The sequence below is a fragment of the Actinomadura rubteroloni genome (genome assembly GCF_002911665.1).
In the GTDB taxonomy this organism is placed as follows: Bacteria; Actinomycetota; Actinomycetes; order Streptosporangiales; family Streptosporangiaceae; genus Spirillospora; species Spirillospora rubteroloni.
In genome coordinates this window covers 1,843,584-1,860,266 of the sequence record NZ_MTBP01000001.1, presented here as the reverse complement: position 1 = coordinate 1,860,266, position 16,683 = coordinate 1,843,584, and the positions used below count along the sequence as shown (strand labels likewise).

Here is a 16,683-nt window from a genome sequence, read left to right as displayed (position 1 = left end):
CCCCTCACCACTGGACGGCCTCGCGCGCCGGGTCGTACCCGTACTCGGCGAGGTCGTCGGCGCAGGCGATCGGCGCGTGCGGGACGGCCGTGCCGTCCGGGCCGAGCGCGAACACCTCCGACGACAGCACGCGCCCGTCGCTGCCCGTCACCTCGCGGACGCTCGCGACGTACCGGCGCAGCCGCCCGCCGCGCGCGTAGTCGTTGCGCTTCTCGATGAACACGACGAAGTCGATGGCGCCCGCGATGAGCATATGCGTCGCGTCGACGGGCAGCCGTTCCTCGGACTGGATCGCGTACGTCGCGATGCGGTTGAACACCTCCGCCGAGGAGTTCGCGTGGATGGTGGACAGCGAGCCGTCGTTGCCCTGCGTCATCGCGTTGAGCATCGTGACGATCTCGTCGCCGAGCACCTCGCCGACGATCACGCGGGACGGGTTCATGCGCAGCGACCGCCGTACCAGGTCCGCCATCGAGATGAGGCCCTGGCCCTCGGAGTTCGGGAGCCGCTGCTCGAACGCGACGACGTTCGGGTGCAGCTCGGGGAACGCGTCCAGCCCGAGTTCCAGCGCCCGCTCGACGGTGATCAGCCGCTCGTGCGCCGGGATCTCGTTGGCGATGGCGCGCAACAGCGTCGTCTTCCCCGCGTTGGTCGCACCGGCGATCATGATGTTCTTGCGGGCGTGGACGGCCGCGCGGAAGAACCGGCCCAGCTCGGCGCTGAACGTCCCGGTCCCGACCAGGTCGGCGAGGAACACCTTGCCGAGGCGGGCGCGGCGGATCGAGAGCGCGGGCCGGACGGTCACGTCCATCACCGCCGACAGGCGCGACCCGTCCGGGAGGCGCAGGTCGAGTTCGGGGTTGGCGGTGTCGAACGGACGCGACGACAGGCCGCTGTAGGCCGCGAGGATCTGGATGAGTTCGACCAGTTCCTCGTCGCTCTCGGCGACGGGCTCCCCCATGGCCTCGCGTCCGTCGGCGTACCCGATGAACACGCGGTCGCAGCCGTTGACGTCGATGTTCTCGATCTCGGGGTCCTCCAGCAGCGGCTGGAGCCGGCCGACGCCGAACAGCGCCGCGTGGACGCCCGCCGCGAGCGCCTCTTCCTCCTCGGCGTTCGGCGGACGGCGCCCGGACGTGATCTCGCCGCGCGCGTACTCCTCCAGGACCTGCCCGATGAGCGCGCGGGCGAACTGGCGCTCGTCCTCGCCCGACATCGCCGCGAGCCCGTGCGCGGCGTCCAGCCGCCGCTGCTGGGCGAGCCGGTCGCCGACTTCCTGGCGGAGCCGTTTGACGAGTCCGTGGTCCATCTAGCGCCTCCCGTCCTCGACAAGCGGCGCGGTGTCGGCGGGCGGACGGGCCGCGCCGGCGACGACGCGTCCGGCCAGGTCGGCGGCGGCCTCGCGCGCGGAGCGGATCAGCAGCGAGCGGTCGAGCCGGCCGCCCCACCGGCCGCCGAGCAGGTCGGCGCCCTTCGGGTCGAGCGCGAGCCCGCCGAGGACGCTCACCGACGGCGCCGCCGGGCCGGGGCGCGCGGCGTCGGCCTGGCCCGCCAGCCGGCGGCGCGTGCCGGCGAGGATGCGGTCGACCTCGGCGACCGAGCCGCGGAAGGCGCGCGGGTCGGCGAGGACGAGCACGCCGAGCGGCGGCCCGCCGCGCAGCTCCTCCCCCAGCACCGCGACGCGTTCGCGCAGGTGGGCGACCTGTTCCAGGGTGGCGCGGGTGACGAGCACGACGAGGTCGGCCTCGCGCATGAGGTCCAGCAGCGGGCTGCCCGCGCCGAGCCGTCCGCAGTCGGCGAGGACGTCCACCGATCCGAGCCCGGCGAACGCGCGCCCGAGCGGCCCCCACAGCCACGTCATCGCCTGCGCCTGCTCGGCGCTGGTCAGCCCGACGAGCACGTCGAGGCCGCCGACGAGCCGCTGGCAGTGCTCGGCGATCTGGTCGGGGCGCAGCCCGCGCCGGGCCGTCGCGGCGAGGCTGAGCAGGCCGCGCGACGGGTTGAGCATCCCGGCGTCGCCGGTGTCCTCGGCGGGCAGGCGGTAGACGAGGTCGCCGCCCGCCTGGTCGCACTCGGCGACCAGGACCGGACGGGGCCAGACCGCGCCGAGCGCCACGGCGGCCGTGGTGACGCCGGGCGCTCCCTTGTCGGCGGCGAGGGCGATGAGGGCCACGGTCAGTTCCCCGCGCTCGGACTGGTCCCGCTGTTCGGCGCGGTCCCCGTCGGCTGCTGGGTCTTGCCCGCCGGGGGCACGTCGCCACCGCCGCCCTGCGTCGTCGGGATCTTGGTGCCCTCGGGCAGCAGCGCCACCGCGACCGCGCCGAGCGAGGCGGCCTGCGCCACCTTCGCGGCCTCGGCCGCCGGGACGGCCACGTCCAGCGTGGTCTGGTCGCCGCCGCCGAGCTTCTCGGCGTCGCCGCGGCCGATGTCCATGACGATCGCGTCGCCGGACAGGACGGTCCCGGTGCGTCCGCCGCCCGACCCGCCGCCCGCTCCGGCCGCGACCGCGTAGAGCGCGACCCGCGCGCCGACCGTCACGCCGCCGGGGAACTGGCCGGGTTTGACCGCGAGCCCGACGACGACCCGGCCGCGCGCCGCGTCGTCGTCCCGGCTGACCATCCCGTTCGTCAGCAGCGCGCCCTTCACCAGCGGCACGGCCGCGTACGCCTGGACGACCTTGGCGCGCTCCGACCAGGCGATGAAGTAGTCGTCGCCGGTGTCGCCGACCTGGACCTCCTGCAGCGCCGACGCCGGGATGCGCTGGCCCGCCGCGACGGGCTGCGCGATGCGGATCGCCGACACCCGCTGCCCGCTGGCCATCACCAGGTACGCGCTGGTCAGGGCGCCGCCGAGGATGAGCAGCACGGCGAGCGCCGCGAGCGCGGGACGCCGTTCGCGCGGCGCCACCGGCAGCCGCTGGCCGCCCGCCGCGCCGAGCCCGGATCCGCCGAGGCCGCCCGCTCCGCCGGGAGGGTTCAACGAGACCCCGCCGCCGCGGGGGGAGTCGCCTCCCGCGACCGCCGACTGGTTGGACTTCATCGCGCTGGCCACCGCTCCTTCCCGTCCGGCGTGCGCCGCCGGCCGAGATCCGCCGCCTGTCGAGCGATCCATGCTCGCGGTGATCGCGAGGTCACGTCAATGCGTTCGGCGCGGTGAAGCCGGGCCGTGACGGAACGCACCGGGTTGACCAGTGCTTTTCGCGGCCACTCCGGTTCTGACCACCGGTGACATGATCCGCTGACAGTCACCCGAATACTAGACGCATTTGTCATGATCTGCTGGGCTTCGCGGCGAATCGATGGTCCGGGCGCGGCGGCGGGACCCGCAGCCCCGGCGGGGCCGAGTAATTAAGCTGACCCGAACGCCGGGGCTCCCGGCGACCGGGCGACGAAGGGGCTCGAATGCGGATCTCGTGTACCGCGCTCACCGGGGACGGTCCCCGGGACGTCGTGATCCATGTCGATTCCGAAATGACGGTCGACGGCGTCGCGCGCTCGCTGCACGGAACGCTGAATGGCGCCGCGTCCCCTGACGAGATCGTTTCCGCCGTTCCCGCCCCGCGTTTCGCGACGGACGCGCGCTCGGGCGGGGTCGCCGCCGCCCCGCCCGCGGGCAGCCCCGTCAAGGAGCGGCGCGCCCTGTGGATGGACGGCCGGATGCTCGACCCCGAGGCGCTGGCCGTCCGGGAGCTGCGCGACGGGGCGGTGCTGGCCGTCGAGGAGCGCACCGCCGCCGCGACCGTCCTCGCCGAGCCGACCGGGCTGGCCGAGATCCGCGTCGTCGGCGGCCCCGCGGCCGGGACCGTCCACCGGCTCGGGCTCGGCGTCGGGACGCTCGGCTCGGGCGCGGCGGTCGACATCACCGTCCCCGACCCCGGCGTCCCGGCCGCGTCGCTGCGGATCACCGTCGCCCGCGACCAGGTGCTGGTCGAGCCGTCCGCGCACACGACAGCGCTGCTGGACGGCGAGGCGCTGCCGTCCGGCCGGACGCACTGGCCGCCCGGCGGGATGCTGACCGTCGGCGCGACCGTCCTCACGCAGGTCCCGAGCGCCCCGCCGGACACGCATCTGGAGCCGCTGCCCGGCGGCGGGCTGGCGTTCAACCGCCCGCCGCGGCTGCGTCCCGCCGGGCGCGCCCGGTCGGTCGCGGTGCCGCGCCGTCCCGAGCGGGACCCGCGCGAGCGGCTGCGGCTGTTCGGCGCGCTGCTGTTCTCCGCGTTCGGCCTGGTCATGGCGTTCGGGCTCGGGCAGTGGTGGTGGGCGCTGTTCGCGCTGGCGTGGCCGCTGACGGCCGTCGGCGAATGGCTCGGCGACCGGCTGTACGGGCGCAAGTCGTACAAGAAGGCGCTGCGCGAGTACCAGGTGCGCGCCGACGCGTTCGGCGGCGAGCTGGACCGGCTGCGCCGTGAGGACCAGGCCGAGCGCCGCGCCGCGTCCCCCGACCCTGCCGAGATTCTGCTGACCGCGACCGGCCCCCGGCGGCGGCTGTGGGAGCGCCGCGCCGACGACCCCGACGCGCTGCACCTGCGGCTCGGCCTCGCCGACCTGCCCGCCGCGGTCGAACTGCTCGACGCCGGAGACGACCCGGACGCGCAGGTCCCGCTCGCCCGGCTCGTCCCGGTCGCGCTGCCGCTGCCCGAGTACGGCGTCCTCGGCGTCACCGGCCCGCGCGGCGCGGGACGCGGGCTCGCGCGCTGGCTCGTCGCGCAGGCCGCGGCCCTGCACAGCCCCCGCGACCTGTCGATCGTCGTCCTCACCGCCGGGGACGCCGCCGCCGGCGACGCGTGGAACTGGGTGCGCTGGCTGCCGCACTGCTCGCCGCGCTCGGGCGAGGAGTGCGCGGCGCTCGTCGGGACCGACCCCGAGTCCGTCGCGCACCGCGTCACCGAGCTGGCCATCCACCTCACCGAGCGGCGCCGCGCCGCGCAGGCCGCCGGGGCGGGCGCCCCGCCCGCGTTCGGGAGCATCCTGCTGGTGCTGGACGGCGCGCGGGCGCTGCGGCGCGTCCCGGGCATGCCGATGCTGCTGGCGCGCGGCGCCGAGTTCGGCATCCACGCGATCTGCCTGGACGACGAGGAGCGCCTCCTGCCCGAGGAGTGCTCCGCCGTCGCCGCCCTCGACCCCGAGAACCCGGTCACGCTGCGGCTGCGCGGCGACGGCCTGGACGGCGCCGCGACCGTCCTCGCCGACCAGGTCTCGGTGGCGTGGGCCGAACGGCTCGGCCGCGCGCTCGCGCCGGTCCGCGACGTGTCCCGCGAGGACGGCGACGAGGCCCTGCCCGGCGAGGTCCGGCTGCTGGACCTGCTCGACATGCCCGACCCGACCGCCGAGCACGTCCTGCGCGCGTGGGCGGCCGGCGGCGGGCGGTCCACCCGCGTGCCGGTCGGCGTCGGCGCGGACGGCGTCCACCACCTCGACCTGCGCGCCGACGGGCCGCACGGCCTCATCGCGGGCACCACCGGCGCGGGCAAGTCCGAGCTGCTCCAGACGCTCATCGCGGGGCTCGCCGTCGCGAACCGGCCCGACGAGCTGACGTTCGTCCTCATCGACTACAAGGGCGGCGCCGCGTTCAAGGACTGCGCGAAGCTGCCGCACACGGTCGGGATGGTCACCGACCTGGACGGCCACTCCACCGAACGCGCGCTGGAGTCGCTGGCCGCCGAGCTGCGCCGCCGCGAGGAGATCCTGCTCGCGGCGGGCGCCAAGGACCTGGACGACTACAACGACGTGCGCGCCGCCGATCCCGGGCGCCAGGCCGTCCCCCGGCTGCTGCTGGTCATCGACGAGTTCGCCGCGATGATCGGCGAGCTGCCCGACTTCCTCGCCGGGCTCGTGGACATCGGCCGGCGCGGCCGGTCCCTCGGCGTCCATCTGCTGCTCGCCACGCAGCGCCCGGCGGGGGTCGTCACCGCCGACATCCGGGCGAACACGAACCTGCGGATCGTCCTGCGGGTCACCGACGCCGAGGAGTCGCGCGACCTGCTCGGCACCGCCGACGCGGCGCAGATCTCCAAGGCCACGCCGGGACGCTGCCACGTCCGGTCCGGAGCGGGCGCGGCCAAGGCCGTCCAGTCCGCGCGGGTCGGGGGGCGGCGGCCGGGCGCGGGGCCGTCCGGGCGGGGGCCGGTCGTCCGGCCGCTGCCGTGGACGGGCCTCGGCCACCCGTTCCCCGGCGGCGAGGACCCGTCCGACGACGGGACGATGCTCACCGACCTCGCCGTGCTCGTCCAGGCCGTGGACGAGGCCGCGCGCCGGTCCCGCATCCCGCGCCAGCCGTCGCCGTGGCTGACGCCGCTGCCCGAGCGCGTCCGGCTGACGCCGCGCACGGCGGCGGGCGGCTCGGTCGTGGACGTCGCGCCGATCCCGTTCGGGATCACCGACCTGCCCGCCGTCCAGTCCCGCGAGCCGCTGCTGCTGGACCTCGCGGGCGGCGGCCACCTCTACGTCGCCGGGACGGCCCGGTCCGGCCGCTCCACCGCGCTGCGCACGCTCGCCGGGTCCCTCGCCGGGTCGTGCTCGCCGTACGACGTCCACCTCTACGCGATCGACTGCGGCGCCGGGGCGCTGCTGCCGCTCGTGTCGCTGCCGCACTGCGGGGCCGTCGTCGGACGCGAGCAGCTCGACCGGTGCGAGCGGCTGATCGTCGCGCTGTCGGCGGAGGTGTCGCGGCGGCAGCAGCTCCTCGCCGGGGCGGGGTTCGCCTCGCTCGCCGAGCAGCGCGCCGCCGTCGCCGCGACCGACCGGCTCCCGTGGATGGTCCTGCTGCTGGACCGGTGGGAAGCCTTCGTCGCCGCGTTCGAGCACTACGACTACGGACGGCTCGTCGACCAGGTGCTGCGCCTGCTGCGCGAGGGCGCGGCGGTCGGCCTGCGCGCGGTCTTCACCGGCGACCGTTCCGGTCTCGGCGGCCAGATCTCGACGGTCTTCGACCGGCGGCTGATCCTGCGGATGGCCGACCCCAACGACTACGGCTACGCCGGGCTCCAGCCCCGGCAGGTGCCGGCCGCGATGCCGCCCGGCCGCGCCCTGGAGCACCTCGCCCCCGGCATCCCGCTGCGCGAGTCGCAGATCGGGCTGCTCGGGGAGGACGCGTCCGGCGCCGCGCAGGTCACCGCGTTGCAGGAGATCGGACGGGCGTGCGTCAGCCGGTACGGGAAGCTGCCCCGGCGGCAGCGCCCGCTGCACGTGGACGAACTGCCCGTCCGCGTGACCTACCGCGAGGCGATGGCCCTGGACCCGGACTTCCTGGCGCCGTCCGCGCTGTGGGCGTTGGTCGGCGTCGGCGGCGACACCCTCGCCCCCGTCGGCGTGGACCTCCTCAACGAAGGCCCGGGGTTCGTCGTGGCGGGCCCGCCGCGCACCGGCCGCTCCACGACCCTCTGGACGATCGTCTGCTCGCTCCTGGACCCGGCCGTGGCGGGAGGCCTGGTCCCGGTCGTCCTCGTGACGCCGCGCCGCTCGCCGCTGCGCCAGCTCGCCGGACGCCCCGGGGTCCTCGCCGTCCTGGACGCCGACGCCACCGCCGAGGACCTGGAGACGGCCGTGCACGGCGAGCACCGCTACGTCGTGGTCGTGGACGACGCCGAACTCCTGGACGAGACCGAACTGGACGACGCCCTGCGCGACGCCCTCCGCACCGCCCGCGACGGCGAACACGCGGTCGTCCTCGGCGGCACCACCGCCGATCTGGGCCGCGGCTACCGGGGCTTCCTCCCCGACGCGCGCCGCTCCCGCTCGGGCGTCCTGCTGTCGGTGGACACCCCGGAGGACGGCGAACTCTTCGGCCTGCGCCTGCCGCGCAACGCGTCCCTGGGCGGTCCGACCGGCCGCGGCCTCTTCGTCGCGACGGGCGTCACCACCCAGATCCAGGTGGCCCTCCCCCTGAGCTGACGCGGCGCGTGCGGGGAGAAAAGAGCGGATCCCGGCCTCGGGGGGATGGGCCGGGATCCGCGGTCTTCCGGGTCGGCTAGCGGGTGGCCGCCTCGATGTTCTGGCGGGAGCGGCGGATGTCCTGGCCGCCCTGCTCCAGGGCCAGCGCCATCTTGTCGAAGGCGGCCTTGGCCTCGGCCCACGTGGAGCGGAAACGGTCCGCGCCCGGACCCCACCAGATCTCGGCGCTGCTCACGGTGCGTCCGTTGAGGTCCTTGATGAGGGCGTCGAGGTTGCGCGCGTGCTTGCTGAAGATGCGCGACAGCTCCTCGAGTTCCCCGATGCTGGCTCCGCGCCGGTCTCCGCTCATCGCCTCGGCCCTTTCGGTCGTCGTCCGCCGGGCCGGTCGTGCCGGCCCCGTACCGGACGCCGTTTTCCGGAATGGCGTCAGCCTACGCCCGCCCGATCTCGGTAATCCAGACGGGCGAGGCGATCCGTGCGTCCGTTCTGGGCGTTGACCGCCGACTTTCACTGGCCGGATCCGGCCAGCCGTGCCTTTCGTAATGATCTTGGGCGTCATCCGGCGGCGAATCGCACGTACGGAATACCGGACGGTATCGCGCTGTTCATCCGATATGCCCCTGAGCGCGCCGCGACCCGGCCCCGGGCGTTCGGGAATGAAAACCGTTGTCCCATGGTTCATCCGGGTGCGCGACGGAGAGGGGACACCCCCGACGGACCCCGCCCGCGAGCACGTACGGGAGGAACCATGAAGAAGGACGCACACCCGGACTACCAGCCCGTGGTCTTCCGCGACCGCAGCGCCGACTACGCGTTCCTGACCCGCTCGACCGTCCGGTCCGACCAGACGATCGAGTGGGAGGACGGGAACACCTACCCGGTGGTGGACGTCGACGTCTCCTCGGCGAGCCACCCGTTCTACACCGGCCGTGGACGCGTCATGGACACGACCGGCGCGGTGGAGAAGTTCAACCGCCGCTACAAGAAGAGTTGACGCGCGAACGCCCCCGTCCGGAGCACCGGGCCGGGGGCGTTTCCGTGCGGAAAGGTCAGCGTCCGAAAAGGGACCCGTTCGGGTTGCCGGGCGCGTAGACCGTGATGCCCTGCGGCAGCGCCTTCAGCTCCTCGATCCGGGCGCACGTCGGGCACTTGTTGTAGCCGTCCTGGCGGGCCTTGTTCGCGGCGGCCTCGGCACGCGCCGACGCCACCTTCGCCTGCGCCTCGCTGACCTGCGCGAACGCGGCCTGCGCGCGGTCCACGGCGTCCTGGACGCGGGCCGGTAGCTCCACGCGCACCAGGTTGAAGTGGATGTTGGTGACGAACGTCCCGCCGAGCGTGGAGTTGAGGTCGGCGGCCAGGCTCGTGTTGATCGCCGTCTGGACCTTGTTGATGTTGGCGTTGTTGCTCTGCGCGGGCGCGCCCTTCACCGGGACGGTCGCCGACGCGTTCTGCACGAGCGCGCACGAGGAGACCAGCTCGGCGCACCGGAAGCTGTTGACCTGGCTGCGCAGCGCGTTGTCGATCACCGGCCGGATGATCTGGTCGAGCCACGCCGACCAGCCCGTGTCGCCGTTCCACGCGTAGTGCATGTCGCCGTCCGCGCCCCGGAACTTGCGGGTGCCGTACTTGTCGTCGAACGAGCGCAGCGTCGCGTGGTCGAGGTTCAGCGTGAAGTACAGCGTGCCCTCGATGCCCATGTTGACGCCGTCGGAACTCGGCACCGTCACGACGTCCACGCCGGACTCGTCGCCCTTGGACGCCTGCGACGTGATCGTGTAGAAGCGCTGCTGCGCCGGGTACTTGTGGACCTTGGAGTAGAGGCCGATCCACGTCCGTCCCGAGCCCGGGTCGATGACCTGGCGGATGCGGTTGTTGTCGAAGAACCCGCCGTTGCGCACGACCGCGACCTCGCCGCCGCCCGTCCGCTCGTACCCGCCGAACAGCGCGGTGAGGACGGGGATCCCGACGACGGCCAGCAGGACGGCGAGGACGACGGACGTCCGACGGCGCGGCGAACGCCAGGACGGCACGGTGGGACGCTTGGGGGCAGGCACGGGGGGAACTCCTTCCGGACGCCCGACTTCTTCGGGCGAACTCGGAAGATCGGACGCACGCGGGCGGTGCGCGGATCCGTGCAGCACGCGGGGCTTACATCATCACTTCAGAACGATTATCTAGACTGCGGTGCGAGGTTGAGGGAGGAGACCCAACGTGCGCAAGGTCCTGATCGCCAACCGCGGTGAGATCGCGGTCCGAATCGCCCGCGCCTGCCGCGACGCCGGGCTGACGAGTGTGGCGGTGTACGCCGAGCCGGACCTCGACGCACTGCATGTGCGGGTCGCGGACGAGGCGTATTCGCTGGACGGCCGCTCGGCCGCCGAGAGCTATCTCGACATCGGCAAGCTGCTGAAGATCGCCGCCGAGTCGGGCGCGGACGCCGTCCACCCCGGCTACGGCTTCCTGGCCGAGAACGCCGACTTCGCGACGGCGGTGCAGGAGGCGGGTCTCACCTGGATCGGTCCGCCGCCGGCCGCGATCAGCGCGCTCGGCGACAAGGTGCAGGCCCGGCACATCGCGCAGGCCGTCGGCGCGCCGCTGGTCGCGGGCACCACCGACCCGGTGTCGGGCGCGGACGAGGTCGTGGCGTTCGCGACGGAGCACGGGCTGCCCATCGCGATCAAGGCGGCCTACGGCGGCGGCGGACGCGGGCTGAAGGTCGCGCGGACGCTGGAGGAGGTCCCCGAGCTGTACGAGTCGGCCGTCCGCGAGGCGGTGTCGGCGTTCGGGCGCGGCGAGTGCTTCGTGGAGCGCTATCTGGACCGTCCGCGCCACGTGGAGACGCAGTGCCTGGCCGACCAGCACGGGAACGTGGTCGTCGTCTCGACCCGTGACTGCTCGTTGCAGCGCCGCCACCAGAAGCTCGTCGAGGAGGCCCCGGCGCCGTACCTGACGGACGAGCAGGTGGAGCTGCTGTACTCGTCGTCCAAGGCCATCCTCAAGAAGGCCGGGTACGTGGGCGCCGGGACGTGCGAGTTCCTCGTCGGCCAGGACGGGACGATCTCGTTCCTGGAGGTCAACACCCGGCTCCAGGTCGAGCACCCGGTGACCGAGGAGGTCGCGGGCGTCGACCTCGTCCGGGAGATGTTCCGGGTCGCGGCGGGCGAGGAGATCGGCTACGACGACCCGGTGCTGCGCGGCCACTCGATCGAGTTCCGGCTGAACGCCGAGGACGCGGGCCGCGGCTTCCTGCCCGCCGTCGGCACGCTGACCGCGTGGGAGCCGCCGTCGGGGCCGGGCGTCCGGCTCGACTCGGGCTATGAGGCGGGGCACACCGTCCCGCAGGAGTTCGACTCGCTGATCGCCAAGCTGATCGTGACCGGCGCGACGCGGCGGCAGGCGGTGGAGCGGGCGCGGCGGGCGCTGGCCGAGTTCGTGATCGACGGCATGCCGACCGTGCTGCCGTTCCACCGCGCGGTGCTGGACGACCCGGCGTTCGTGCCGGACGAAGGGCCGTTCACCGTCCACACCCGGTGGATCGAGACCGAGTTCGACAACACGATCCCGCCGTTCGAGGGCGCGGCGGCGCCCGGCGCGGACGAGGGCGCCCGCGAGCGCGTCACCGTCGAGGTCGGCGGCAAGCGGCTCGAAGTCGTCCTGCCGGCGGGCCTCGGGGCGACGGCGGCGGGCGGCGGGGCGGCGGCGTCCGCTCCGGCGCGGCGCGGCGCGGGCCGCAAGGGCGGCGGGGCTGCGGCATCCGGGGACTCGCTGGTCAGCCCGATGCAGGGCACGATCGTCAAGCTGATCGTCGAGGACGGCGCGGCCGTCGCGGCGGGCGACCCGATCGTCGTGCTGGAGGCCATGAAGATGGAGCAGCCGCTCACCGCGCACAAGGCCGGGACGATCAGCGGGCTGTCCGCCGAGGTCGGGCAGACGGTGTCGTCCGGCGCGGTCATCTGCGAGATCAAGGACGCCTGAGCCGCGTCCGCGAGCGGCCCGGCGCGTGCGCCGGGCCGCTTTCTTTGCCCGCGACGGGGAACGGACGGCGAGCCGTGCACGTCGTACGGGACGAGGAGGAAGACTGCGAACATGAGATCCCACCTTCGGTTCCGCCGGGGCGGCGTCCTCGCCGCGGTGCTGGGCGCGGCCGTCCTGCTGGTCTTCGGCGGCGCGGGCGCGGCGAGCGCGGACACCTCGGCCCAGATCGCGCACGGCCTGCTGAGTTCCCGTCTTTACGTGACGAGCAAGGTCGCGGGTTCGGTCTCGCCGGGCGACCAGGCGCAGATGCGCGCCGCGCTCGACAAGGCCGACAAGGCCGACATCCGCGCGGTGGTGATCGCGAACGACGTGCCCCCGGCGGCGACGCGGTCGATGCTGGCGCAGGTCGCCAACAGCGTCGGCAAGGGCGAGACGTACGTCGCGGTGTCGGCGGACGGCTCAGGCCTGTGGGCGATCTCCAAGAAGCTGTCCGCGTCCGACATCGACCAGCTCCAGGCGCGCGGCACGCCGGGCGCTTCGGCGGCCGACCAGCTCACCGGGTTCGTGGACCGGGCCGAGAAGAAGGCCGAGGACCAGGCGCGCAGCGGCATGATCGGCGGGTTCGTCCTGCTCGGGCTGCTCGTGGTGGTCGTCGCCGGGGCGGCGGGCGCGTTCCTGGTGGTGCGGCGGCGGCGCCGTGAGCGCGAGGCCCGGCAGCTCGACGACCTCAAGCGCGGCGTCCAGGAGGACGTCACGCTGCTCGGCGAGGACATCGCCCGCCTCGACCTGAACGTCATGGACCAGGGCCTCGACCCGACCGTCCGGGGCCACTACGAGGCCGCGATGAACTCCTACGACGCGGCGAAGGCGGCCATCGACGCCGCGCGCGTCCCCGCCGACATGACGCGGGTCGCGACGGCGCTGGAGGACGGCCGCTACAACATGACGGCGACGCGGGCGCTGCTCGCGGGCGAGCCGGTGCCCGAGCACCGCGCGCCGTGCTTCTTCAACCCCAACCACGGGCCGTCGGTGCAGGACGTGGTGTGGGCGCCGCCGGGCGCGGCGCCCCGGTCCGTCCCGGCGTGCGCGGCGGACGCGCAGGCCGTGCTGAGCGGGCGTGCGCCGGACTACCGGATGGTGCCCTACGGCGACGGACGGCGTCCGTACTGGGACGCGGGTCCGGCCTACGCGCCGTACGCGGGCGGTTATTACGCGTCCTACGGCGGTCTGGACCTCGTGAGCGGCCTGCTGATCGGCACGGCGCTCGGCTCGATGATGTCGGGCGGGTTCGGCGGCGGCTGGGGCGGCGGCTTCGACGGCGGCGGCGGGGACCTCGGCGGCGGGGGCGACCTCGGCGGCGGCTGGGACTTCGGCGGCGGCGACTTCGGCGGCGGCGGGGATTTCGGGGGCGGCGACTTCTGACCCGTCCCGTCGCGCCCGGGGTCCGGCCGGACCCCGGGCGTTCGCCTTTTCCGGGACCGGTGCCCGGTCACGGCCGGGTCACAGCTTCGCGCACCGCGCTGTGACCGGGCGTTGGCTAGAAAGGGGGACGGCCGAAGGCGACGACGAAGGGGAAATGCCGTGACCGAGGACGGGGAATGGGGCCGGCGCGCTTTGTTGCGGGGCGCCGCCGTGGTGGCCGGGGCCGCCGCGACCGCGCCGCTGCTGGGCCGGACCGGAACGGCACGCGCCGACGACAGTGCAGCCGACGCGCTGTTCAAAGCCGGGAAATTCGAGCAGGCCGGCCGCGCGTACGAAGAGATCCTGAAAACCGATCCCGCCAATCTTCGGGCGGCGCGTCAGCGCGGCCATGTCGCGCTCCTGGCCAATAAGTTCGCCGACGCGGAGAAGTTCCTGACGACGGCCCGCCGGATCGCGCCCGACGACAAGGAGACCAACGCGCTGCTGGGCGACTGCTACATCCGGCAGGACAAATTCGCCCTTTCGGTGCCGTGCTGGCGGGCGGCCGGCGAAGAGGGCTACGCGCAGTGGTTCGGGGCCGTCCGGGGGAAGCCGTACGAGATCCACGGTGACGCCGGCCGCGTCCGCTGGCTCCAGACGGACCCGATGCCACTGGTCGAGGCCTCGCTCAACGGCGGGCCGGCGAAGCGCTTCACGTTCTACACCGGCACGCCGAACCTGGGCCTGACCGCGTCGGCGGCCGAGGACGCGGGGCTGACCCCGGTCTACAAGGAGAAGACCGACTTCGAGGGCACCCCGATCTGGGTGTACTACGGGTACCTGGACTCGTTCGCGCTGGGCGGGATCGAGCTGCGCAACGTCCCGGTGGGCTGGTCCTCGACGGAGTCGGGCGCCGATGTCGGCACCGAGAGCGACGGCATGATCGGGACCTGGCTCTTCTACCACCTGCTGACCACGTTCGACTACGCGGGCCGGTCGCTGGTCCTGCGCCGTCCGACGTCCGGAGCGTCCCGCAAGGTGCGCGCCGACGCCGCGCGGGCGGGCGTCAAGCCCCTGCCGATGTGGCTGTCGCGCGACCACGACGTCTCCAGCGTGGGCAGCGTCGCCGGATCCGGCGCCCGGGTGATGGGCGTGAATTTCGGCGGCGTCAGCGGTGAGGCCGCCGCGGGATTGACCGGGGACGTGGCCGAACGGCTCGGCGTGCGCACGGACAATGACCGTCCGATCGAGACGTTCGCCCACAGCCACCCGACCATCACCTATCCCTGCTATCCGAGCGAGATCCGTCTCGGCACGGCCACCGCCGAGGGCGTCTACTGTGAATCGGACCCGAACATGCCGGTCAACGTGCCCTGGCCGTACGGGCCGGGATTCGATTCGATCGGCCATTTCTCCCACTGCTTCTTCAAGCCGTTCACCATCACGCTCGACTTCACCGCCATGAATCTCTACATCGCGCGCGGCAAAGCCGCCTGACCCGAGGACGCACGCTGTGACCGCCACTGAGCCAGGACCGACGATGGGACGGACGGACGCGGAAGAGGCCCGTCCGGAGAACGCCGGGCGCTTCCAAAGGGTGATGGGCGCCGCGTCCCGGCCGGAGATCTGGAGACGCGGCCCGGTCCTCGCCGCGCTGGCGGTGCTGCTCGGCCTGGTGATGCTGCTGCACGGGTGGATCCCGAACGCGATCGGCAACGTCGGCAGCCTGGTCGAGACGTTCCTGCCGTGGACCGGCCTGTTCGTCCCGGTGCTGCTGGCCGGGGCGCTGTGGCGCCGCTCCGCCTCGGCCGTCGTCGCGCTGCTGGTGCCGGTCCTGGCGTGGCTGCACCTGTTCGGCGGGCTGCTCGGCGACCGGACCCACGCGGGCGGCGACCTCACGCTGGTCAGCCACAACGTCGGCGCCGCGAACCCCGACCCGGCCCGCACCGCCCGCGACCTGGCCGCGTCCGGCGCGGACGTGCTGGCCCTGGAGGAGATCACCTGGGAGGCCCGGGGCGTCTACGAGAAGGAGCTGGCGGCGAAATACCCGTACCACACGGCTCAGGGCACGGTCGGGCTGTGGAGCAGGCTGCCGCTGACGGACGTCCGCCCGGTCGACACCGCGATGGACGCGGGGCCGCTCGGGGCGATGAAGCCCACCAGCGAGAAGATGACCTACAACCGGGCGCTGCGCGCGACGGTGGCCACGGCGCACGGGCCGCTGGCGGTGTACGTGGCGCACCTCGGATCCATCCGCGTCAACCCCCGCGCGGGCTTCTGGACGGACGCGCGGAACCGGAACCTCCAAGCGCTCGGCGCGGCCGTCGCCGCCGAGAAGAACCCGCGCACGGTGCTGCTCGGCGACCTGAACGGCACCGTGGACGAGCGCTCGTTCACCGCCCTCACCGCGCATCTGCGCTCCGCCCAGACGAAGGCGGGGAGCGGTTTCGGGTTCACCTGGCCGGCGAGGTTCCCGATGGTGCGGATCGACCAGGTCCTGGTGCGGGGCGTGCGGCCGACGTCGTCGTGGGTGCTCCCGTCCACCGGCAGCGACCACCTGCCGGTGGCGGCGCGGATCGCCTGGTGACGGGCTAGGCGCTCTCGACGGCGGGGGCGGGGGCGCGGTGGGCGCGGGCCAGCAGGTCCGCGCCCATCAGCGCGACGGCGACGAGCGCGCCGAGCAGGAAGCCGCCGACGACGTCGCTCGGCCAGTGGACGGCGAGGTAGACGCGGCTGGCCCCGACGAGCGCGGCGCCCGCGACGGCGGCCGTCCAGGCCGCGGCGACCGCCGCCCGGTGCCGAAACTGGCCGCAGACCAGGAACGCGAGGACGAGCAGCAGCGCCGCCGCCACGGTCGTGTGGCGGGACGGAAACGAATACCCGGACTCGACGGTCAGCCAGTAGACCTGCGGCGGCCGGACGCGGTCCGCGAGGCCCTTCACGGTGCCGGCGGCGAAGGCCGAGCCGACGGCGGCGCCCGCGACCAGCACGAACGGGCGCACGGACCGTCCGCGCCACGCCAGGACGGCGGCGACGACCGCGCAGAGGGCGAGCAGCGGGTATCCGGCGGCGTCCGTGACGCCCTTCAGGAGCACGGTCAGCGCGTGCTCGCGGTGGTCGACGGTGTCGCCGAGCAGCGTCCGGTCGATCCCGCCCGTGCGGTGCGCGCCGACCAGCGCGGCGTCGGCGGCGAGCCCGAGCGCGCAGACCGCGAGCGCGACGGCGACCCGGGGCCGCCAGTTCGGGTGCGGGGGCTCGGATGACCACATGAACACGAGACCGCCTTCCGGCGAACAGGAGATGAACAGGGCGATTATCCCGCCGCCTCGGCCACCGAGACCCCTCTACCACCATTAGCAACTATTCAATCACTCAACGTCACTCAAATGAACAGCCCCTTCCATCAGAGGATCGTGCC

At 74.0% G+C, this 16,683-nt stretch carries 12 protein-coding genes; 6 read left to right on the top strand and 6 right to left on the bottom strand.

Going from position 1 to position 16,683, the window contains the following annotated elements:
• Nucleotides 1-4: 4 nt before the first annotated feature.
• The 3 genes from BTM25_RS08230 to BTM25_RS08220 are packed head-to-tail and all read right to left on the bottom strand — an operon-like array spanning nt 5 to nt 3,051.
• Nucleotides 5-1,309: a CpaF family protein gene (locus BTM25_RS08230; RefSeq protein ID WP_103562096.1), complete on the bottom strand. Its 1,305-nt coding sequence runs from the start codon at nt 1,307-1,309 to the stop codon at nt 5-7.
• The gene (locus BTM25_RS08225) at nt 1,310-2,173 is read right to left on the bottom strand and encodes a hypothetical protein (RefSeq protein ID WP_103562095.1); all 864 of its coding nucleotides are present in this window, start codon (nt 2,171-2,173) and stop codon (nt 1,310-1,312) included.
• Between the two features lie 2 nt (nt 2,174-2,175).
• Entirely contained in the window at nt 2,176-3,051 is an 876-nt protein-coding gene (locus BTM25_RS08220; protein ID WP_103562094.1) for a hypothetical protein, read from the bottom strand.
• 350 nt (nt 3,052-3,401) lie between these two features.
• On the opposite strand from BTM25_RS08220, the gene BTM25_RS08215 reads away from it, so the two are divergent.
• Nucleotides 3,402-7,889, top strand: coding sequence for an FtsK/SpoIIIE domain-containing protein (locus tag BTM25_RS08215; RefSeq protein ID WP_103562093.1), 4,488 nt, complete (start codon nt 3,402-3,404; stop codon nt 7,887-7,889).
• Between the two features lie 76 nt (nt 7,890-7,965).
• Here the strand turns inward: BTM25_RS08215 and BTM25_RS08210 are convergent, their stop codons facing one another.
• Entirely contained in the window at nt 7,966-8,238 is a 273-nt protein-coding gene (locus tag BTM25_RS08210; RefSeq protein ID WP_103562092.1) for a WXG100 family type VII secretion target, read from the bottom strand.
• A gap of 399 nt (nt 8,239-8,637) precedes the next feature.
• Here BTM25_RS08210 and BTM25_RS08205 point away from each other — a divergent pair, with 399 nt between their 5' ends.
• A complete protein-coding gene (locus tag BTM25_RS08205; RefSeq protein ID WP_103562091.1) occupies nt 8,638-8,883 on the top strand; it encodes a type B 50S ribosomal protein L31 in 246 nt (81 codons plus the stop codon).
• Nucleotides 8,884-8,938: 55 nt separating this feature from the next.
• Here the strand turns inward: BTM25_RS08205 and BTM25_RS08200 are convergent, their stop codons facing one another.
• Nucleotides 8,939-9,943: an SPFH domain-containing protein gene (locus tag BTM25_RS08200; protein WP_103562090.1), complete on the bottom strand. Its 1,005-nt coding sequence runs from the start codon at nt 9,941-9,943 to the stop codon at nt 8,939-8,941.
• Nucleotides 9,944-10,100: 157 nt separating this feature from the next.
• Between BTM25_RS08200 and BTM25_RS08195 the strand changes: the two genes are divergently transcribed.
• From BTM25_RS08195 to BTM25_RS08180, 4 genes are all read left to right on the top strand, one after another.
• Entirely contained in the window at nt 10,101-11,864 is a 1,764-nt protein-coding gene (locus BTM25_RS08195) for an acetyl/propionyl/methylcrotonyl-CoA carboxylase subunit alpha (protein ID WP_103562089.1), read from the top strand.
• Between the two features lie 111 nt (nt 11,865-11,975).
• Nucleotides 11,976-13,286 (top strand): hypothetical protein, encoded by a 1,311-nt coding sequence (locus tag BTM25_RS29555; protein WP_168212049.1) that lies wholly within the window; start codon nt 11,976-11,978, stop codon nt 13,284-13,286.
• 159 nt (nt 13,287-13,445) lie between these two features.
• Nucleotides 13,446-14,762 (top strand): tetratricopeptide repeat protein, encoded by a 1,317-nt coding sequence (locus BTM25_RS08185; protein WP_168212048.1) that lies wholly within the window; start codon nt 13,446-13,448, stop codon nt 14,760-14,762.
• A 43-nt stretch (nt 14,763-14,805) separates the two neighbouring features.
• Nucleotides 14,806-15,852, top strand: coding sequence for an endonuclease/exonuclease/phosphatase family protein (locus BTM25_RS08180; RefSeq protein WP_103562087.1), 1,047 nt, complete (start codon nt 14,806-14,808; stop codon nt 15,850-15,852).
• A 4-nt stretch (nt 15,853-15,856) separates the two neighbouring features.
• Here BTM25_RS08180 and BTM25_RS08175 read toward each other — a convergent pair whose 3' ends face one another.
• Nucleotides 15,857-16,534 carry a phosphatase PAP2 family protein gene (locus BTM25_RS08175; RefSeq protein ID WP_235828361.1) on the bottom strand — a complete coding sequence of 226 codons (678 nt, stop codon included), beginning with the start codon at nt 16,532-16,534 and terminating at the stop codon, nt 15,857-15,859.
• Nucleotides 16,535-16,683 lie beyond the last annotated feature (149 nt).